Origin of the sequence: Citrobacter sp. MGH105, assembly GCF_001037485.2 — a bacterium.
GTDB lineage: Bacteria > Pseudomonadota > Gammaproteobacteria > Enterobacterales > Enterobacteriaceae > Citrobacter > Citrobacter portucalensis.
This window is the reverse complement of sequence record NZ_CP073048.1, coordinates 615,213-635,359: the sequence shown is the minus strand read 5'-3', so window position 1 is coordinate 635,359 and position 20,147 is coordinate 615,213. Positions and strand designations below refer to the sequence as shown.

The window sequence follows — 20,147 nt, the reverse complement described above, 5'->3', positions numbered from 1 at the left end:
TGAAATTTAATTATGCAAATTCTACTGGTGTATTAATTTTGCCTAAGGCAATGGCATCACGCGCAATCATTTTCTCTTCATTTGTGGGAATAACCGCACAAATAACACGAGCATCTTTATTAGAGATAATTCTTTCGCCATGGGAATTTGGCAGGCTATTCATTTCGCTGTCGATATTCACCCCTAAAACGGCGAGATGTTCAATAACCAGACGACGAATTAATACCGAGTTCTCACCAATTCCGCCGGTGAAAATAATCCCATCAAGACGATGCAGCGATGCGGCATGTCCGGCGATATGGCGTGCAATACGATGCACAAACGTTTTAATCGCCAGCTGCGCACGCTCATGTCCTTCGTGCCAGGCTTTTTCTAACGTACGTAAGTCAGAGGACAAACCGGAAATACCCAGTAAACCGGACTCTTTATTCACTACGCGCTCAAGGTCGCCGAGCGTCTGGTTGGTTTCGCTGGCAATCCACGCCATGGCGCCGAAATCGACGTCGCCACTGCGTGTGCCCATCATCAGCCCTTCCAGCGGCGTCATGCCCATTGAGGTATCAACGCTCTGTCCATTACGTACCGCACAGATTGACGCGCCGTTCCCCAGGTGCGCCACAACCAGACCGGAGTCATCACTCTGCAGGTCAAGAAGCTCATGCGCCCGTTGAGAAACATAGCGGTGCGACGTGCCGTGGAAGCCATAACGACGAACGCCCAACTCCTCATAATATTTCCACGGTAAACCGTACAGATAGGCCTCAGGGGCCATCGTCTGGTGGAAGCTGGTATCAAATACCGCGACCTGCTGCACGCCTGGGAAAAGGTGCTGAGCAGATTCAATCCCGCTCAGGTTCGCATAATTATGTAGCGGTGCTAGTGGCGATACCCGGCGAATATTGTCGATAACTTCGTCAGTAATAATTGCTGATTCGGTAAAGATATTTCCGCCGTGGGCAATGCGGTGGCCAATTAAGGCCACGCTGTCCATTAAATTACGTTTCTCCAGTTCAACGGCAATTGCTTTTAATGCGTCTTCGTAGCTGTGGTGAGCCAGCTTAGCTGGCTCTCCTCCATTAATTGCTATGAACGCATTTTCAGAGTTAATACCGTCTGCAATTCCCGCCATTAAAACTTCACAGTTTGCTGCATCCAGCACTGAGAATTTAATGGAAGACGAACCACAGTTAATAACCAGTACTACCGGAAACTCATTCATTTCACTACTCCGCTCATCCTGAGCTTAAGGATTAAAACAGTTTGTAGACGATGTTCAGGATGGTCAGCAGACCAATCACGGTAACAAACACGTTATCCAGACGGCCACGGTATTTCGCCAGTGATGGCGCTTTACGGATGGCATACATCGGCAGCAGGCAGAGCAGAGAGGCAATAATCGGCGCGCCCATTGCTTCAATCAGGTCCAGGATGTTCGGGTTGGCGTAAGCCACAACCCAGGTGGAGCCCATGATGAAGATCATGCTGATGGTATTAAGTTTGCCGGCAGAAACTTTCGTTTTATCGCCTTTATAACCAAACTTCAGCACCAGACCGTTCAGACCTTCCAGCGTGCCCAGATAGTGGCCGAAGAAAGATTTGAAGATAGCAACCAGGGCGATGATTGAAGCACCGTACTCCAGAACAGTTGCGAAAGTGGACTTCGTACCGGACAGTGAAGCGAAGTGGTTCGCCAGGTAAGACAGCACAGGAATGTTTTGCGCTTTCGCATCCGCCATGTTTGCCGGAGACAGCGTGAACAGGCAGCTAAAGGCGAAGAACATTACCACCGCAACCATCAGCATACTGGCGCGGGAGATGATTTTGGAACACTTCTGCTCGGTAAATTCACGACCGTAATCTTTCTCATACTCTTCACGTTTAGAGACGACGAAGGAAGAAACGATTGGCGAGAAGTTGAAAGAGAACACCATGATGGAAATACCCAGCCATACGGTAACCAGGATGCCGTCATGGCCAGTCAGGGCGATATTGCTGATATCAACCTGATCGATAACCGCAGAGTTCCAGTAAGGAATCAGTGACAGAGAAATAAGCACCAGGCTGGCAATGAACGGCCATACCAGGTAGCTCATCACTTTAACCATCAGATCTTTACCAAACCAGATGACGAATGCCATCAACAGCAGCAGGAACAGCGCCACGAAGCCACGGTTCAACGCTGGCATCTGCAGCTGGTTTTCCCAGAAGGTCATAAAGGTGTTGGTAATGGTGACGCCATAAATCCACAGCAGCGGACAAATCGCAAAGAAGTAGAGGAACGTGATAACCACGCCGCCCGTTTTACCAAAGTGCTCTTCAACCGTTTCTGTGATGTTACCGGAAGGGTTAGAACCGGAAAGACACAGGCGTGCCAGCGCACGGTGGCAATAGAAAGCGATGGGGTATGCTAACACCAGCATGATCAGAATGGGGATCAGTCCGCCAAAACCTGCGCGGATAGGGAAGAACAGCACCCCAGCGCCGATGGCTGTACCAAATAAACCCAGTGTCCAGGTGGTGTCCGATTTGCGCCAGGACGACTGTTTTGTCTGGCTGGATACAATGCTATCAGTAGTACTCATATCCTATCCTCAACGAAGTATATTAAGCGTCAACTAAACCAGTAATTTGAGATACACGAGAAAGGTCGATATTACCGCCAGAAATAATGCTGACTGTTTTTCTGTTCTGGATATAGCTATCTAATTTCCCGCTTAATAATGCTGCGCATGCCAGCGCGCCGGCACCTTCAGTCACAACTTTATTTCGCTGAATTAATGCCACCATGCTGTTGCGAATTTCATCTTCGCTGACCAGGACAATGTCATCCACCAACTCACGAACAATTTCATACGTTAAAGTACCCGGGCGGGAAACGTCACAGCCATCCGCCAGGGTGCCGGTCGTTCGGTGCGTGGTTATTTCTCCAGCGTGGAAAGAAGCCGCCATGCCGTGAACGTTTTCAGACTGTACGCCAATAATTTTAATGGTCGGGTTAATAGATTTAATTGCCACCGCAATACCAGCAATCAGTCCACCACCGCCAATTGGCACAATCACGTTATCGACATCGTACAGATCTTCCAGAATTTCCAGACCAATAGTGCCCTGACCAGCAATAACTTTCGGGTCATCATAAGGTGGAATAAAGATGCGGCCTTCAGTTTCCACAATCTCGCTAACCTTAGCGATGGTGTCGTTGAAGTTGTCGCCGTGCAGTACAACTTCTGCGGAATAATCGCAGGTTGCCGCTACTTTAGACTTCGGTGCGCCTTTCGGCATCACCACTTTGCCGTCGATTCCGAGCATAGCGCAGGAGAGAGAAACACCTTGCGCGTGGTTACCTGCAGAGCAAGCCACCACGCCCTTACATCTTTCAGCTTCGGTTAATGAACTGAGCTTGTTAAAAGCACCACGGATTTTAAATGAACCGGTACGCTGCATGTTTTCAAACTTGAGGAAAATTTCCCCTTTGCAACGTTCACTAAAATAGTTAGAGCGAGGCATTCCCGTTTTATAAATTTTCCCCGCAAGTCTTTTTTTCGCTTCGAGGATATCTTCAATTGCAACTGGGAGATCGTATGTAATGTGCATTAGAACCTCTTACCTGGGTATTAAAGTAAATAGATAGCCGTGACCATTGTCAGATATAGACAAATGGCGTTTATTTCGTGTTAAAACAAATTTAATCTTTAATCAATTTCAATTAATTGCCTTCGTCTCCGACAATTATATGATGAATACTCTTTGGCTAATTCCACCAAAATAGATGCTGCTTTTTTAATTCGATAATTTTTCGACCACACGGCGGCATAACGCGCGACGGGTAAGGTTTCTTCTACCGGGATAGTAATAAACTGGTTTGAGCCAAACGGTGTGGTCATATCGCAGGGAATTACTGTTAAGAAATCAGCATTGAGAACAAGATTATAAATCGTAACGACAGAGTCTGTTTTAACGATGTTTTCACTGCTGATGCCATTATTCTGTAACGTGGTAAGAAGTTCGCTGTAGTACCCCATATTCGTTTGTGGCAACACCCACTGTTCGTTTTTCAACGCGCTCAGCGAGGTGATGCCGGTGCATGTTCGGGACTTGCTGGCAACCAGGATAAAGTCTGACTCAAAGAGCGGCTCAACATGCAGATCGTGCAGTTTCATCTCATCACTCAGCGTACCGATGGCGAAATCCAGCCGTCCGTCACGAATCGCCGGTAAGAAGGAGGAGAGCTGAGCTTCATACATAGAAACCTGCGCTTTCGGGAACACTTCTTTGAATTTTTTAATCATGCCGGACATGATGGTGAAGGCAATCAGTGAAGGAAAGCCAAACGACACATCAACGACCGCATTGCTCGTCATACTGTTCATCTCATCAACCATGTTTTTCATTTCACGGGTAATAGATTCAGACCATGAGAGCATCACCTGACCTGCCTGAGTCAATGTCACACCAGTATTTTTACGTACAACTAACTCAATACCAAAATAAGCCTCAACATCATTGATGATTTTACTGACAGCGGGTTGGGTTAAACCTAATTCTTTTGCAGCTGAGCCGATAGAACCGCTTCTAATGACTTCCTGAAAGACCACTAAGTGCTGTGTTTTAGGGAGTGTAATAGTATTCATATCGACCTGCGTTAATTACTTTGTTGACGGCAGGAAGTGTACCAAATTAAGCGAACAAGGATATGTGCTACCCCTCACAAATCCCCTTGACTTACATTTTGTAAGACTATCATTGAAATTTAAATCACTTAATAATCATATAGATATGAATTATCGATCTTACTTTATCCTGATTTTAGTCAAAAAAAGATGGGGGGATAACGATTTTTTATGGCTATAACCTCCCCATTTTTTCCACTATTTTTTAAAACCATGAAAGGCTATATTTCAATCAATTACAGAACAATTATCAGGCAAGATGGCGCTTAAATTTAATAAACAACTTATCAAATTTAATTATATTTTAATGATTATGGCGATTAAATAACGTTATGCATCACATTTTTTCGCCATATTTGTTTGTAAAGAAACATTGCATTCATTAAAATTCAATCTAAAAAACACAAACAATTATCATATGCAACATCATATTAACACTGATTTTGTGCAATTTATTAGCAAGTAATTTTGTGATGGCGATCGATTGCGTTCGATTATTCTCGATAAAAACGTATCGCACAGTGTTTTGTGTTGGTCGTCACAAAATTAGAAATATCCACCGACACATTCCCCTCAGATAAAAGAAATTCGGTGCATAAATAATAGGGATATAAAAATTAGATAAGAAGGAAATAAGCGCCTGCATCCTCGAAAACCAATCTCAATGCTCGCTGTAAAACCTCTGCCGGATGGCGGTGTAAACACCTTATCCGGCCTACAAAACCAGTCTCTCCCCCAGTAGGCCTGATAAGCGCAGCGCCATCAGGCATGGCAACCTGCCCAGAAAGCAAAAACCCCGCCGAAGCGGGGTTTTATAAAGAGTGAAGCTGACCGATAAGGCGCGTTCTTTTGAGCATAACGTCGTGGACAGTCATTCATCTGGCTTACCCAGAAAGCAAAAACCCCGCTTCGGCGGGGTTTTATAACGAGTGAAGCTGACCGATAAGCCGCGTTCTTTTGAGCATAGCGTCGTGGACAGTCATTCATCTGTCTTACCCAGAAAGCAAAAACCCCGCCGAAGCGGGGTTTTATTAAAGAGTGAAGCTGACCGATAAGCCGGGTTCTGTCGTGGACAGTCATTCATCTAGGCCAGCAATCGCTCACTGGCTCAAGCAGCCTACCCGGGTTCAGTACGGGCCGTACCTTGTGAACCCCTATTTGGCCTTGCTCCGGGTGGAGTTTACCGTGCCACGGACTGTTACCAGCCGCGCGGTGCGCTCTTACCGCACCCTTTCACCCTTACCTGATCCCACTTGCGTGGGCCATCGGCGGTTTGCTCTCTGTTGCACTGGTCGTGGGTTTCCCCCCCAGGCGTTACCTGGCACCCTGCCCTATGGAGCCCGGACTTTCCTCCCCTCCGCCCGTCTCCCCCGAAGAGGACGACGACGAAGCGGCGACTGTCTGGTCAGCTTCGGCGCGCAGTATAGAGGGTTTGCGGGGCAATGTCACCCCGCACTGCGCATTCCTATCGCTAACGTGGCAGCGATGTTTCTTGAGGCGCGATAAATATTATCAAATGCCCCACGGAAGGCCTCTTCCAGCGTGCTGATGCTGGTCAATACGCTAAACACCGCATCGATACCATATTGATGCACTACCTCCACATCGCGCGTCAGGCTGCCGCCAATACCAATAACCGGCTTGTGGTACTTCTTCGCGACATTCGCCACGCCTACCGGCACTTTGCCGTGAATGCTCTGGCTGTCGATCCGCCCTTCGCCGGTCACCACCAGCGTACAGTCGTGAATATGCTCTTCCAGATTGAGCGCCTGGGTCACAATCTCGATACCGCTGCGTAGCTCGGCGCCTAAAAAAGCCATTAATGCCGCGCCCATTCCGCCTGCCGCACCGGAGCCTGGCACATCTTTCACATCGACCCGCAGCGATTTTTTAATGATGTCGGCATAATGAGACAGATTACGGTCCAGTTCGAGAATGCGTTCTTCCGTCGCCCCTTTCTGCGGGCCAAAAATGCGCGAAGCGCCAGAATCGCCGATGAGTGGATTAGTCACATCGCAGGCCACGCGAATAGAACAGGTTTTTAAGCGCGGATCCAGACCCGAGATATCGATGGAGTTCAGACTCATCAGGCTTCCCCCACCGTAGCCAATTTCTGTCCCGTTGGCGTCACACAGTTTTGCCCCCAGCGCCTGCACCATACCCGCGCCACCGTCGTTGGTCGCACTGCCGCCGATGCCAATAATGATGCTCTGCGCACCGCTATCCAGCGCCTGCAAAATCAGCTCTCCGGTACCGCGTGACGTAGTGACTAAAGGGTTGCGCTTTTCAGGAGGCACCAGCGCCAGACCACTGGCTGCCGCCATTTCGATAAACGCGGTTTTACCGTCCCCGGACATGCCCCAGCAGGCATTCACTTTTTCGCCCAGCGGCCCCGTCACCCACGCTGAATGCTCACTCCCTTGCGTCGCGGCAATCATGGCTTCAACCGTTCCTTCGCCGCCATCGGCAACCGGAACAGAAACATATTGCGCATCGGGGAAAATTTCCCGAAATCCTTTTTCTATTGCCTGAGCTACCTCGGTGGCAGAAAGGCTTTCTTTATAAGAGTCTGGGGCAATTACGATTTTCATAGTTATGTAGCCTGACTGTGCCGCGCAAGGCAAGAAATACAGGGCGCACATCCGCGCCCTTCTTGTTAGCGAGTGACTTCCACTTTCGCCAGTTTTTCGTAGTAGCATGCGAGCGCACTGTGATCGGCAGTACCCAATCCATCTGCGCGTAGCGCCTGCATCATCTCCATGACTGCTGCAGTCAGCGGCAACTGAGCGCCAACGCCATGAGAGGTATCCAGCGCGTTCGCCAGGTCTTTGATATGCAGGTCAATACGGAAACCTGGTTTAAAGTTGCGATCCATCACCATCGGCGCTTTCGCATCCAGCACGGTGCTGCCTGCCAGCCCGCCACGGATCGCCTGATACACCAGGTCCGGATTCACACCCGCTTTGGTCGCCAGCGTCAGCGCTTCAGACATCGCGGCAATGTTCAGCGCCACAATCACCTGATTCGCCAGCTTGGTGACGTTACCCGCGCCAATTTCACCGGTATGCACCACGGAGCCTGCCGTCGCTTTCAGCAGATCGTAGTACTTGTCGAAAATCGCTTTATCGCCGCCGACCATCACCGACAACGTGCCGTCAATCGCTTTTGGCTCGCCGCCGCTGACCGGCGCATCCAACATATCCACGCCTTTCGCTTTCAGCGCGTCGCTAATTTCACGGCTGGCCAACGGTGCAATGGAGCTCATGTCGATAAGCACTGTGCCCGGTTTCGCCCCTTCAATAATGCCGCCTTCACCCAGTGCCACTTCCTTAACATGCGGAGAGTTCGGCAGCATGGTGATGATCACATCACACTGCTCAGCGATATCTTTCGCCGTGGCGGCAGTTTCAGCACCTGCGGCAATTACTTCCGCAATGGATTCCGGGTTACGGTCAGCAACCACCAGCGAGTAACCTGCCTTGAGGAGGTTTTTACTCATTGGTTTACCCATAATACCGAGGCCAATAAAACCAACTTTCATTGTCATGTCTTTATCTCTCTCTACTGTCGATGGTGGTTATTTCTTAAAAGAATCAGCCAGTTTCTGCGTGGCTGAACGGAACACGCCAAGGTCGCTGCCAACGGCAACAAACGTCGCGCCCCACTCCAGATAACGACGCGCATCCGCCTCTACCGGGGCCAGAATGCCGCTTGGTTTGCCGTGTGCTTTCGCGCGGGCAAAAATGTGCTGGATAGCTTTCTGCACATCAGGATGTGACGCATTGCCGAGGTGACCTAGCGCCGCAGCCAGATCGCTTGGTCCGACGAAGACACCGTCAACGCCTTCTGTCGCCGCGATTGCGTCAACGTTATCAACGCCCTGCTGACTTTCGATCTGCACGATGATGGTGATGTTCTTATTCGACTGCGCAAAGTAGTCCGGTACGGTGCCAAACATATTGGCGCGATGGGATACGGACACGCCGCGAATACCTTCCGGCGGATAACGGGTCGACGCCACAGCGTTAACCGCTTCTTCTTCCGTCTCAACGAACGGGATCAGGAAGTTGTAAAACCCGATATCCAGCAGGCGCTTGATAATCACCGGTTCGTTGGTTGGTACACGCACTACCGCCGCGCTGTCGCTGCCTTTCAGCGCCATCAATTGCGGAATAAACGTCGAGATATCATTCGGCGCATGTTCGCCATCCAGTACCAGCCAGTCAAACCCTGCCAGACCTAAAACTTCGGTACTGATTGGGCTGGCCAATGCAGACCAGCAGCCAATCTGAATTTGTTGCGCCGCGAGGGCCGCTTTAAACTTATTCGGGAAAATCGTGTTATTCATCGCCTATACCTTTGTTTATTTCTGCAATTCCATACGTTTAATGTCACCGACAATAAACAGGTAGCAAACCATTGCCATCAGCGCCGAGCACCCTACAAACATCAGCGCAGCATTAAATGAGTGCAGCTCGCTCACCAGATACCCAATCACCAGCGGGGTGACGATGGAAGCCACGTTGCCAAATACGTTAAATACCCCACCGCACAGACCGACAATCTCTTTCGGCGCGGTATCGGAAATCACCGGCCAACCCAGCGCGCCGAAACCTTTACCGAAGAACGCCAGCGCCATCAGCGCCACCACAAGAGCGGTATTATCGGTGTAGTTACACAGAATAATGGTCGATGCGAGCAACATGCCGAGCACTATCGGCAGCTTACGCGCCAGGGTAATGCTGAAACCACGTTTAATCAGATAATCAGAGAACACGCCGCCGAGCACGCCACCGAAAAACCCGCACAGTGCCGGAATCGAAGCCACCAGGCCCACTTTCAGAATCGACATACCTTTTTCCTGAACCAGGTAAATCGGGAACCAGGTGAGAAAAAACCAGGTAATTGTGTTGATAAAATACTGGCCAAAGAACACACCAAGCATCATACGATTTGTCAGCAACTGCTTGATATAATGCAGTTTAGGACCACCTGACTTCACATCGCCCGGTTTTTTATGGTCCATATCCACGACCGCGCCGTTTTCAGAGATAAACTTCAACTCTTCTTGCGACATGCGCGGGTGATCGGTTGGGTTATGAATAAACTTTACCCACAGTCCGGTAAGCACAAAACCAATCACGCCCATCACGGTAAAGACGTGCTCCCAGCCCCAGGCGAAGGTCAGCCAGCCGAGCAGCGGGGAAAACAGCGCCAGGGAGAAATACTGTGCGGAGTTAAAAATCGCAGATGCCGTGCCGCGCTCTTTCGTTGGGAACCAGGCCGCCACGATACGGGCATTAGCCGGGAAGGATGGCGCTTCCGAGAAGCCCAGCATAAAGCGCATGATGAACATTGAAATACCCGCCCAGGCCAGCGGGAACATGTCCACAAAGCCCTGCAGGAAGGTAAACAGTGACCAGAAGAACAAACTGTAGGTGTAGACTTTCTTCGAGCCGAATTTATCCAGCAGCCAGCCGCCGGGGATTTGCATCAACAGGTAAGCCCAGCCGAAGGCGGAGAAAATGTAACCCATTGAGATGGCGCTGAGATGTAACTCTTTCGCCACTTCAGTTCCGGCAATAGACAGCGTCGCACGGTCCGCATAGTTAACGGCTGTAACAATAAATATTATCAGCAATATTAAATAACGGGTGTGCGTACCTTTCTTTTTCTCGACAACTGTATCCAATATCATTCTATTTACCTCGGGCACATAAAAGGTTTTTATTATTATTTTGTGGGTATTTCTCGTGATAAATTACCGATAATAAAAATAGATAATAATTTATCAGACGTTATGAAACCGTGATTTAGTATAATCATCAGCACAACGTTAATCATTGTGCAAGTGCTCATTAAATACACGTTATTAAATTAATGTTTTGGGCATATGCACACAAGCATGGGCGCTAATGCACACATTTACGTATTGCTACCACTGGTGACCCGGCCTTGCTGAGTTTAAGTGATCATCGTCACATTCTTCACGTTAAACTCCTGACATTCTTATTTCACGATACCGAATCTTTATTACTTAAAATTAGATTCAAAATATAAATATCCACACTATTATCACCACCTTGTTGGAGAATACTGGACAATGGCCGACATCGAAATCAGACAAGAATCGCCAACGGCGTTTTATATTAAAGTTCACGAAACAGATAATGTGGCGATAATTGTCAATGACAATGGTCTGAAAGCCGGAACGCGTTTTCCGGACGGACTGGAACTCATTGAACATATTCCCCAGGGTCATAAAGTGGCGCTATTGGATATTCCTGTTCATGGCGAAATCGTGCGTTATGGCGAAGTGATAGGCTATGCCGTTCGCGATATCCCACGCGGCAGCTGGATTGATGAATCAATGGTTGAGCTGCCCAAAGCCCCGCCGCTGGAGACGCTGCCGCTGGCAACTAAAGTGCCAGAGCCGCTGCCACCGCTAGAGGGCTATACCTTCGAAGGTTACCGCAATGCTGACGGTAGCGTAGGTACCAAAAATCTACTCGGTATCTCCACCAGCGTGCACTGCGTAGCGGGCGTGGTGGATTATGTGGTGAAAATCATTGAGCGCGATCTGCTGCCTAAATACCCGAACGTTGACGGTGTGGTGGGGCTCAATCATCTGTACGGCTGCGGCGTGGCGATCAATGCTCCAGCCGCCATCGTGCCGATTCGTACCATTCACAATATTGCGCTTAACCCGAATTTTGGCGGTGAAGTGATGGTCATCGGCCTCGGTTGCGAAAAACTGCAGCCTGAGCGGCTGCTGGAAGGCACGCACGATGTGAAAAGTATTCCGGTCGACAGCGCCAGTATCGTCAGCCTGCAGGATGAAAAGCACGTCGGTTTTCAATCGATGGTCACCGATATTCTGCAGGTGGCCGAACATCATCTGGCAAAGCTCAATCAGCGCCAGCGTGAAACTTGCCCGGCTTCAGAACTGGTGGTCGGCATGCAGTGCGGCGGTAGCGATGCGTTTTCCGGCGTGACGGCCAACCCGGCGGTGGGTTATGCCTCCGACCTGTTAGTACGCTGCGGCGCGACCGTAATGTTCTCTGAAGTAACCGAAGTGCGCGATGCCATCCACCTTCTGACCCCACGTGCGATTAACGAAGAAGTAGGTAAACGCCTGCTCGAAGAGATGGCCTGGTACGATAACTACCTTGATATGGGCAAAACGGATCGCAGTGCCAACCCTTCTCCGGGCAACAAGAAAGGCGGTCTGGCAAACGTGGTGGAAAAGGCGCTGGGTTCGATTGCCAAGTCTGGCAAGAGCGCGATTGTCGAAGTATTGTCGCCGGGTCAGCGTCCAACCAAACGTGGCCTGATTTACGCTGCAACCCCCGCCAGTGATTTTGTTTGCGGTACACAGCAGGTCGCTTCCGGGATCACCGTGCAGGTGTTCACCACCGGTCGCGGTACGCCGTATGGTCTGATGGCCGTGCCGGTGATTAAAATGGCGACACGCACCGAGCTGGCCAACCGTTGGTTTGACCTGATGGACATTAACGCGGGCACCATCGCCACCGGAGAAGAAACCATTGAAGATGTGGGTCTGAAACTGTTCGAATTTATTCTCGACGTCGCCAGCGGGCGTAAGAAAACCTTCTCGGACCAGTGGGGACTGCATAACCAGCTGGCGGTGTTTAACCCGGCGCCAGTGACCTGATTATCGAAACGAAAGCCAACGAAAAAACGGGGATTTATCCCCGTTTTTTATGTCTATGTAACAACAAATAAAGTGATAACGTTCGCATTTTAAGAGGTTTTTTTAAACATCTGTTTTTTTCGATTCAAACCCACAAAATAAACCTAACAACATGAAATTAAACGAAATAATATCACCATTGTTTTATGTTATATTTTCGTTTTGATAAAAGAGAAACCTACCGAAAGACGACCTTGTTTTAATGCGATAATCCCCTATTTTTTACCGCTTTGACTTTCTCCGATGTAAAACAGATTATTCATAGGCTCCTGTAATTTACCTCATAAGCATTCTGACCTGAATAAAGAGGGAAGTTATGTATACCCTGAATAAAAATAATGTCGCTTTGGCCTGTCTTATTTCCTGTTTACTGGCAACTCCTGTCGTCGCGAGTGCTGAAGGCCAATCGGACGCAAAGCCTGTTAAATTACGCTACACGTTATGGGACCGTAATCAACTCCCTGGCGAACAACAGCTCGTTAATGAATTCGAAAAAAACAACCCTGGCATCAAAGTCGAAATTGAATTAACACCTTATGACCAATATTTTATCAAGCTAAGTTCAGCAGTCGGCGGAAATGTAGCACCGGATGTATTCTGGATGAATATGCCTAATTTCCAGCAATATGTTAAAAATGGCATGCTGGAACCACTGAGCAATTATCTGAAAGAGAAATCAGCGCCGAAACTGGATGATTTTGTTAAAAGTTCAGTCGATGCCTATCAATACCAGTCGCAGCAATATGCCATCCCAAGGGATATTGATGCAATTGCCGTCTGGTACAACAAAAAAATGTTCGATCAGGCTGGCGTGAGCTATCCCGATAAAAACTGGACATGGGACGATTTAAAACAAAAATCAGTGCAGTTGCGTAAAGGGCTGGATAAACAGTCTTATCCACTGGCAATGGAATTCAGCAGCGGACAGGACAGTTATTTTAACCTGCTATTACAGGCTGGCGATAAGATTGTCCTGCCTGAGGGCAAAACGGATGTTGCCAATGACAAAGCCATCGCCGTCTATCGCGATGTTCAAGGCATGCTGAACGCGGGACTAATCCAACCGCCAGGCGAGATGGAAGCCTCGGATGTCTTCCAGTCCAACCGAGTGGCCATGGTCTACGCAGGCTCATGGTGGGCATTACCCTTCTCTCAAAATGAGCTGATTAAGGATCACATCGGCGTGGTACCAATGCCTAAAATGGCAGAGCAGGCAGGTGTATCCCATAGCCTGGCATTTGCCATGTCAGCAAAAAGCCAGCATAAAGATGCGGCGTGGAAGTTCATTGAGTTCATGAGTTCTGAGCATGCGCAGCAGACACTGGCTACGGGAAAAGTCGTGATCCCCGCGAACCAAAAAGTAGCCAAAGAGTGGGCTGAAGGCTTTAAGGGTATTGATGTTTCAGCCTATATAGATTCATTGGCTTTCTCACATAAATATCCAACCGCAGGCTCCAATACCGCCAAGTGGAATAGCATCCTGAATGATGGCTTGAAAAAAGTCTGGACGGGTACTGACCCAGAAAAAGTCATGCCTGGTGTTGCAAAACGCGTTGAACGAGAAATGCAGAAATAATCCTGAGGGAGCCATGCTCCCTCTCGCTTTCGCCCACGCAATATATTTTGGTTGCACAGTGAGCATCCCGGAGTCTGTATGAGCTATTCAGATGAAGCTGCATCCCCACAATTACCAGCCAGGGAAGTGCATAAAAAATCCCTGACCAAGCTGGAAAAAGAAGAACGCTTCTGGGGATGGATAATGATTATGCCGTTACTGGCGGGGTTAATTGTTTTTTACTTTACTCCATTCTTCCAGAACGTTTTTTATAGTTTCACCGACCTGGGCGAGTTTCAGATCTGGACGACGATCAGCTTAGATAACTATATTAATTTATTCAGCGATGATGAGTTTCGTTCAGCAATATATAACACCCTGGCCTATGTTTTTATTTGCGTACCGATAATCACCATTTTGTCATTACTGCTCGCAATTGGCCTGAATCAGGCGATTCGCGGTCAGTGGTTGTTTCGCACACTGTTATTTCTACCCGCTGTCACTATGCCTGCGGCCATTGCTATGGTCTGGCAGTGGTTGATGAACCGAAACTTCGGCTTAATTAATCAGATCCTGGCTTTTTTCGATCTTCCGGCCATCGGTTGGTTATCCGATCCCGATGTCGTCCGTCTGAGCGCCTCGTTGGTTATCATCTGGTCGGCTATTGCGCTGAAGATGATCATTCTGCTCGCTGGATTGCAGGGGATCCCCAAACAAATTTATGAAGCGATGTCGCTGGATGGCATCAGCAAATTGCGTGGATTCTGGTCTATTACCTTACCGCTAATGATCCCAACGCTGTTTTTCGTACTGGTGATCTCTTTTATCGAAACGCTGCAAATTTTCGATGTGGTTTATCTGCTGTTTGGCAGTTCATCCATGGTGGACGATCAGACGATGACCATCGCCTATCTCTTCTATAAATACGCCTTTATCTACCATGAAAAAGGGTATGCCTCAGCAATCGCCGTGGTGATTTTCGTTATCACGATGGTCCTGACGCTGCTGCAAATATGGATTGGTAAACGACTTAAAGCACAGTGAGGCACCACGATGTTCATGACAAAACGTGAAAAATGGCTAATTTACGGCCTGATGATCCTCGCGACGCTGGTAACGGTGGTTCCGTTTATCTGGATGATCATCACCTCTTTTAAAACCCAGGCAGAAAGCATCGCCTTTCCGCCGATCCTGCTACCCGCCAACCCAGGGTTTCAGGCTTACGGTAAAATCTTGCATGAAATGCCTTTTGGCAGCTTTTACTTTAACTCGATCGTCTCCACGCTGGTCATCGTCATTTTGCAGACGCTGATTGCGGCAATGGCAGCGTACGGTTTCTCCCGACTGCGTTTCAAAGGACGAGATGTCCTGTTTATGCTGTGTATTTCAATTCTGATGCTGCCCGGTCAGATCTTTTTAATCCCACAGTTTTTAACCGTTGAAAAAATCGGTTTGCTGAACTCAATTCCTGGACTGGTGCTACCGGGCTTATTCAGCATATATAGCGCCTTTTTATTACGTCAGTTTTTTCTGTCAGTACCTAAAGAACTGAAAGAGGCAGCCATTATGGATGGGTATAACCATCTGACTATTTTCTTCAAAATTATGCTGCCATTAATTAAACCGGGACTGATTGCCTGCGTCATTATTAACGGACTGTGGAGCTGGAATAATTTAATGTGGCCGCTGATCGTCAACACCTCCATGGATAAAATGACATTACCAGTAGGATTAGCCTCACTTTCTGGCCGCTCAGGCGTGGAATATCCGATGTTAATGGCGGGCGCATTGCTGGCGATTATCCCGATGTTGTTACTTTATATCTTCTTCCAGCGCTATTTTATTCGCGGCATCGCTGGTGCCGGAATTAAAGGATAAGGGGCAGTGTTATGTCAGGTATTCAATTACAGGCAGTAAGCAAAGTCTATCCCAATGGCTTTCAGGCGATCCATGGCGTTGATCTTGAAATCCACGACGGCGAATTCATGGTGTTTGTCGGGCCATCTGGCTGCGCCAAATCAACGCTGCTACGCATGATTGCAGGTCTGGAAGATATCACTCATGGCCATATCGCAATCGGAGAGAAGTGCGTCAACGACCTGCTACCAAAGGAGCGAGGCGTTGCCATGGTCTTCCAGAATTATGCCCTCTATCCCCACATGACGATTTATAAAAATATGGCATTCAGTCTGTTAGGGAAAATGAGCAAAGAAGAGATTGATATCCGCGTCCGGGAAGCTGCACACAAGCTGGAAATCGAAACATTGCTCGACAAAAAGCCCGGTCAGCTTTCGGGCGGTCAATGCCAGCGCGTAGCCGTTGGCAGGGCCATCGTGCGTAAGCCAGACGTTTTTTTGTTTGATGAGCCGCTGTCCAACCTGGATGCAAAACTGCGTGTTTCAATGCGCGTGCGGCTGACAGAACTGCATCGACAACTGCGTCACGAAGGCGTGAGCGCAACCATGGTGTACGTCACGCACGATCAGATTGAAGCGATGACGATGGGAGACAGAATTTGCGTTCTAAATGGCGGTCGTATTATGCAGGTGGATACCCCAGGGAATATTTACCATCACCCCAGGAATAAATTTGTTGCTGGTTTTATTGGTAATCCGGCAATGAATATTATGCTGCTTGATATTGACCCCAGCACTCGTGGCCTGCGCCTGGCTGATAATTTAATCCTGCCACTAAATACGCGCTTGAGTAACCTACTGGAGCAATATCCGCACTCCAGCGTCTGGTTTGGCATCCGCTCAGAGGCCATTCAGTTAGCCTCGCAGCATGATGCCTCGGCGTTCGATGCGCACATTACCAACGTAGAAAGGATGGGCAACGAAGACCTTCTGCATTTTGATATTGGTGAGCAACATATGATCTTACGTATTAACTCCTCACCCGACTGGACCCCACTTCCCGGTGAATCTATCAAAGTGAAATTTAATCTGGAAGCCGCCTTTTTGTTTGATAAAAAACATGAAGAAAATTTGGTCTGACCGTTATTCAGGCTAAGTGAAAAATGAGAGGTTTATATGTGTGCGAATAAAGTGACCGTATTAGTGGTAGGGGCTGGTGCGCGCGGAGAAATATATTCTCGCTATGCGCTTGAACATCCAGACAGAATGCAGGTGGTAGGCGTTGCCGAGCCCAGAGAGGCATACCGCCAGCAGTTTGTCGCACAGCATAAGATTGACCCAAATAACGTGTTTTGCGACTGGCAAGAAGCTGCGGCCCAACCCAAAATGGCCGATGTGGTACTTATTTGCACGCAGGATAATATGCACAAAGACCCTGCCGTGGCGTTTGCTAATCTCGGCTATCACATTCTACTGGAAAAACCGCTCGCCCCTACGCCAGAAGATTGCCGGATCATTATTGATGCGGTCAAACGCAACAACGTATTACTGGCCGTCGCGCACGTCCTGCGTTACACCCGCTATACGCAAAAGCTGAAATCACTGCTTGATGATGGCGTAATTGGCGATATTGTCAGCATGCAGCATCTCGAACCCGTAGGTTACTGGCATCAGGCGCACTCGTTTGTACGTGGTAACTGGCGCAATGAAGCAGAATCGTCATTTATGTTGTTACAGAAATCCTGTCATGATTTGGACTGGATCCGCTACATCATGAGCGACAACTGCCAGGACGTAGGATCATTTGGTAGCCTGAGTCACTTTGTGAAAGAGAATCAGCCTGCTGGTGCCGCCGACCGCTGCCTTGATTGTCAGGTTGAAGCAACCTGTCCCTGGTCTGCCTGCAAAATTTATCTGGGTGAAAACCACAAATGCACTCCACACTTCCGTCGGGTGCTGACTGCAGATCCTAGCGAAGAGAATGTTCGCCAGGCGCTGCGCGATGGGCCTTATGGTCGTTGCGTTTATCGTTGTGATAATGATGTGGTGGATCATCAGGTTGTTAACTTACGTTTTGCCCACCAACAGACAGTGACCTTTACCATGACCGCGTTTACCAAAATGGAAGATCGAAAAACGCGCCTGTTTGGCACCAGAGGTTATCTGGAAGGTGATGGCGAGCAAATCCGGGTGTTTGATTTCCTGACAGACAAAGAAACAGTGCATCAGATCGAGGAGATCGCCGCTGGCACACAAACCCAGATGGGGGGGCATGGTGGTGGCGATTACTATCTGATGGATCGCTTTATCCACGCAGTGATGGCCAACGATCAAAATATGATTCTTTCTGGCCCAGATGAATCACTGGAAAGTCACTTAATGGTCTTTGCCGCAGAGCGCGCTCGCAAGGAAAACTGTCTGGTTACGCTGTGAAGCCGGAGGAGATGAGGCATGTTTTACGGTGTTGATATTGGTGGAACCAAAACTGAAATTGTCGCTTTTGATAAGGAAATGCAAGTTTGCTGGCGTAAGCGCGTCGCCACGCCAGTGCAGGATTATGAACTCTTTCTTTCGACCTTTACTTCACTTATTGATACCGCCGACTGGGCGACTGGAACGCAAGGAAAAATTGGCATCGGCATGCCCGGTCTTATGGACAGACATACCGGAAAATTACTGTCATCTAACGTGCCTTGCCTCACAGGACGCCAGGTGATGAACGATCTGGCCCACCGCCTCAATCGTTCGGTTGAACTGGACAATGACTGCTGCTGTTTTGCACTCTCGGAAGCCCATACCCAGCAGGCTCGCCAGTTCTCCCGAATTTTTGGTGCCATTATTGGCACCGGCATGGGTGGAGGGTTAGTCATTGACGGTCAGTTGTATCGGGGTCGCAACCGAATGGCCAGTGAGTTCGGCCATTTACCGCTTCCGGCAACGTTTATGCGTCGTTATCACTTGCCGGAGTTGAAGTGCGGCTGTGGCTTACAAGGGTGTCTGGAACGCTATCAATCCGGTCCTGGTTTACTGTGGCTCCACAAACACTTCAGTGGAGAACAACTCAAAATGGAGACCCTGCTGGAGCATTATCGTCATGGCAATGCCAGCGCCGTTACTACCATAGAAGCATGGATTGATATGTTGGGTTGTACGCTGGCGCAATTGCAGTTGATTCTGGATGTCGATGCTTTTGTTCTCGGCGGTGGAGTTTCCAACATCGAGGAAATTTATACGTTACTGCCGCAGTCCATGTCACGTTACTTGTTCCCGGGATTAGAGCCTGCCCGCGTATTCCCGGCCATCCATGGTGCATCCAGCGGGGTTCGCGGTGCCGCATTGCTGCTGGTTGAACAGGGTACGCTGACCCACTAAAACACTGCTGGCGAGAAAATCTCGCCAGCAATTTCAGTTATTCATCCGCAATCACCACATCCACCCCAAGCTGGATTAACGTCCGGTGATAATTTTCAGGGATACCGCTGTCGGTAATCACCCGGTCAATCCCGCTGATTTCGCTAATCATACAGAAACTTTTGCGGCCAAACTTGCTGGAGTCAGCGACTACCGTGACCTCCTGTGCAACCTCACACATTACCTGATTCAGATGCGCTTCTCCCGGATGTGGCGTGGTTATCCCTGCTTCCAGGCAGAATCCATCAACGCCCAAAAAAAGCTTATCAAACCGGTATTGTCTGAGCTGGTGTTCTGCTGAAGGGCCATACAATGAATAGACGCTTTGCCTGACGTTCCCTCCCAGGATCATGACGTCTACGCGCTCAAAATTCGCCAGCTCCCACGCAATGTTGAGCGCATTGGTCATCACCACCAGATCGCGGCGATTCTTTAGCATTGGAGGAATGAGCGTGGTGGTCGAACCGGAATCGAGGATTAACGTGTCACCATCTTTCACAAAGCTGGCTGCTTTTTCGGCAATACGCGTTTTCACATCGCGATTCAGCCGGTCCTTATCCTGCAAAGGCCGGTCAAGGGCAAAGTGCTGATTGAGAACCGCCCCGCCGTAGGAGCGCATGACGCATCCTTTCTGCTCCAGATAACGTAAGTCGTTGCGGATCGTGACCGATGACACACCAAAATGGACGCTCAGTGGCTCGACACGAACGCTACCCTGATCGCACAGCAGATCAATTATTTGCTCGCGACGTCTTAAGTTATCCAGCATTTCTATTGCTCCATCAAATATTCATGTTGTTTTGTTTTAGCGCTTTAGCACTTTCGTTTTCTTTTGAATATATTACATCAGAAGCAATAAGGTGAATTTGTGCGCACAGACTCAGCGTTTAATTTAACCAAAACTGACTATTTTCTTTCGTTTTAGCAAACCGAAACGAAGA

At 48.9% G+C, this 20,147-nt stretch carries 16 protein-coding genes and 1 other RNA gene; 7 read left to right on the top strand and 10 right to left on the bottom strand.

Annotated elements, in window-relative coordinates; genetic code table 11:
* Positions 1-10: 10 nt before the first annotated feature.
* The 9 genes from tdcD to garP all read right to left on the bottom strand — a co-directional run bounded on the left by tdcD (position 11) and on the right by garP (position 10,368).
* Positions 11-1,219, bottom strand: a complete 1,209-nt coding sequence (gene tdcD / locus SK35_RS03075) for a propionate kinase (protein WP_008785885.1) — start codon at positions 1,217-1,219, stop codon at positions 11-13.
* A gap of 31 nt (positions 1,220-1,250) precedes the next feature.
* On the bottom strand, positions 1,251-2,582 hold the full coding sequence (gene tdcC / locus SK35_RS03070) for a threonine/serine transporter TdcC (RefSeq protein WP_008785886.1): 1,332 nt from the start codon (positions 2,580-2,582) through the stop codon (positions 1,251-1,253).
* A gap of 22 nt (positions 2,583-2,604) precedes the next feature.
* Positions 2,605-3,594 (bottom strand): bifunctional threonine ammonia-lyase/L-serine ammonia-lyase TdcB, encoded by a 990-nt coding sequence (gene tdcB / locus SK35_RS03065; RefSeq protein ID WP_003828594.1) that lies wholly within the window; start codon positions 3,592-3,594, stop codon positions 2,605-2,607.
* 98 nt (positions 3,595-3,692) lie between these two features.
* Complete coding sequence (gene tdcA, locus SK35_RS03060) at positions 3,693-4,631, bottom strand: transcriptional regulator TdcA (protein ID WP_003828596.1); 939 nt, start codon at positions 4,629-4,631, stop codon at positions 3,693-3,695.
* Between the two features lie 1,075 nt (positions 4,632-5,706).
* Positions 5,707-6,083: RNase P RNA component class A (gene rnpB / locus SK35_RS03055), an RNA gene on the bottom strand.
* A gap of 32 nt (positions 6,084-6,115) precedes the next feature.
* Entirely contained in the window at positions 6,116-7,261 is a 1,146-nt protein-coding gene (gene garK / locus SK35_RS03050) for a glycerate 2-kinase (protein WP_048215481.1), read from the bottom strand.
* A gap of 65 nt (positions 7,262-7,326) precedes the next feature.
* Positions 7,327-8,217 (bottom strand): 2-hydroxy-3-oxopropionate reductase, encoded by an 891-nt coding sequence (gene garR / locus SK35_RS03045; RefSeq protein ID WP_048215480.1) that lies wholly within the window; start codon positions 8,215-8,217, stop codon positions 7,327-7,329.
* A gap of 30 nt (positions 8,218-8,247) precedes the next feature.
* A complete protein-coding gene (garL, locus tag SK35_RS03040) occupies positions 8,248-9,018 on the bottom strand; it encodes a 2-dehydro-3-deoxyglucarate aldolase (RefSeq protein ID WP_008785889.1) in 771 nt (256 codons plus the stop codon).
* 15 nt (positions 9,019-9,033) lie between these two features.
* On the bottom strand, positions 9,034-10,368 hold the full coding sequence (garP, locus tag SK35_RS03035) for a galactarate/glucarate/glycerate transporter GarP (RefSeq protein ID WP_008785890.1): 1,335 nt from the start codon (positions 10,366-10,368) through the stop codon (positions 9,034-9,036).
* Positions 10,369-10,773: 405 nt separating this feature from the next.
* Between garP and garD the strand changes: the two genes are divergently transcribed.
* From garD to SK35_RS03000, 7 genes are all read left to right on the top strand, one after another.
* Positions 10,774-12,345 carry a galactarate dehydratase gene (gene garD, locus SK35_RS03030; RefSeq protein ID WP_048215479.1) on the top strand — a complete coding sequence of 524 codons (1,572 nt, stop codon included), beginning with the start codon at positions 10,774-10,776 and terminating at the stop codon, positions 12,343-12,345.
* 355 nt (positions 12,346-12,700) lie between these two features.
* The gene (locus SK35_RS03025; RefSeq protein ID WP_042311206.1) at positions 12,701-13,960 is read left to right on the top strand and encodes an ABC transporter substrate-binding protein; all 1,260 of its coding nucleotides are present in this window, start codon (positions 12,701-12,703) and stop codon (positions 13,958-13,960) included.
* Positions 13,961-14,038: 78 nt separating this feature from the next.
* A complete protein-coding gene (locus SK35_RS03020) occupies positions 14,039-14,983 on the top strand; it encodes a carbohydrate ABC transporter permease (RefSeq protein ID WP_048215478.1) in 945 nt (314 codons plus the stop codon).
* Between the two features lie 9 nt (positions 14,984-14,992).
* Positions 14,993-15,817, top strand: coding sequence for a carbohydrate ABC transporter permease (locus SK35_RS03015; RefSeq protein ID WP_082193803.1), 825 nt, complete (start codon positions 14,993-14,995; stop codon positions 15,815-15,817).
* 11 nt (positions 15,818-15,828) lie between these two features.
* Entirely contained in the window at positions 15,829-16,935 is a 1,107-nt protein-coding gene (locus tag SK35_RS03010) for an ABC transporter ATP-binding protein (RefSeq protein ID WP_042311210.1), read from the top strand.
* 36 nt (positions 16,936-16,971) lie between these two features.
* Positions 16,972-18,228 (top strand): Gfo/Idh/MocA family protein, encoded by a 1,257-nt coding sequence (locus SK35_RS03005; protein ID WP_042311212.1) that lies wholly within the window; start codon positions 16,972-16,974, stop codon positions 18,226-18,228.
* A gap of 18 nt (positions 18,229-18,246) precedes the next feature.
* Positions 18,247-19,167 (top strand): ROK family protein, encoded by a 921-nt coding sequence (locus tag SK35_RS03000; RefSeq protein ID WP_048215477.1) that lies wholly within the window; start codon positions 18,247-18,249, stop codon positions 19,165-19,167.
* Between the two features lie 37 nt (positions 19,168-19,204).
* On the opposite strand, the gene agaR is transcribed toward SK35_RS03000, so the two are convergent.
* Positions 19,205-19,975, bottom strand: a complete 771-nt coding sequence (gene agaR / locus SK35_RS02995; protein WP_003024920.1) for a transcriptional repressor AgaR — start codon at positions 19,973-19,975, stop codon at positions 19,205-19,207.
* Positions 19,976-20,147: the final 172 nt, after the last annotated feature.

What these genes read in the sequence shown, in the direction of transcription:
- tdcD (WP_008785885.1), bottom strand. Translation starts at nt 1,219, where the DNA reads ATGAATGAGTTTCCGGTAGTACTGGTTATTAACTGTGGTTCGTCTTCC.
- tdcC (WP_008785886.1), bottom strand. Translation starts at nt 2,582, where the DNA reads ATGAGTACTACTGATAGCATTGTATCCAGCCAGACAAAACAGTCGTCC.
- tdcB (WP_003828594.1), bottom strand. Translation starts at nt 3,594, where the DNA reads ATGCACATTACATACGATCTCCCAGTTGCAATTGAAGATATCCTCGAA.
- tdcA (WP_003828596.1), bottom strand. Translation starts at nt 4,631, where the DNA reads ATGAATACTATTACACTCCCTAAAACACAGCACTTAGTGGTCTTTCAG.
- garK (WP_048215481.1), bottom strand. Translation starts at nt 7,261, where the DNA reads ATGAAAATCGTAATTGCCCCAGACTCTTATAAAGAAAGCCTTTCTGCC.
- garR (WP_048215480.1), bottom strand. Translation starts at nt 8,217, where the DNA reads ATGACAATGAAAGTTGGTTTTATTGGCCTCGGTATTATGGGTAAACCA.
- garL (WP_008785889.1), bottom strand. Translation starts at nt 9,018, where the DNA reads ATGAATAACACGATTTTCCCGAATAAGTTTAAAGCGGCCCTCGCGGCG.
- garP (WP_008785890.1), bottom strand. Translation starts at nt 10,368, where the DNA reads ATGATATTGGATACAGTTGTCGAGAAAAAGAAAGGTACGCACACCCGT.
- garD (WP_048215479.1), top strand. Translation starts at nt 10,774, where the DNA reads ATGGCCGACATCGAAATCAGACAAGAATCGCCAACGGCGTTTTATATT.
- SK35_RS03025 (WP_042311206.1), top strand. Translation starts at nt 12,701, where the DNA reads ATGTATACCCTGAATAAAAATAATGTCGCTTTGGCCTGTCTTATTTCC.
- SK35_RS03020 (WP_048215478.1), top strand. Translation starts at nt 14,039, where the DNA reads ATGAGCTATTCAGATGAAGCTGCATCCCCACAATTACCAGCCAGGGAA.
- SK35_RS03015 (WP_082193803.1), top strand. Translation starts at nt 14,993, where the DNA reads ATGTTCATGACAAAACGTGAAAAATGGCTAATTTACGGCCTGATGATC.
- SK35_RS03010 (WP_042311210.1), top strand. Translation starts at nt 15,829, where the DNA reads ATGTCAGGTATTCAATTACAGGCAGTAAGCAAAGTCTATCCCAATGGC.
- SK35_RS03005 (WP_042311212.1), top strand. Translation starts at nt 16,972, where the DNA reads ATGTGTGCGAATAAAGTGACCGTATTAGTGGTAGGGGCTGGTGCGCGC.
- SK35_RS03000 (WP_048215477.1), top strand. Translation starts at nt 18,247, where the DNA reads ATGTTTTACGGTGTTGATATTGGTGGAACCAAAACTGAAATTGTCGCT.
- agaR (WP_003024920.1), bottom strand. Translation starts at nt 19,975, where the DNA reads ATGCTGGATAACTTAAGACGTCGCGAGCAAATAATTGATCTGCTGTGC.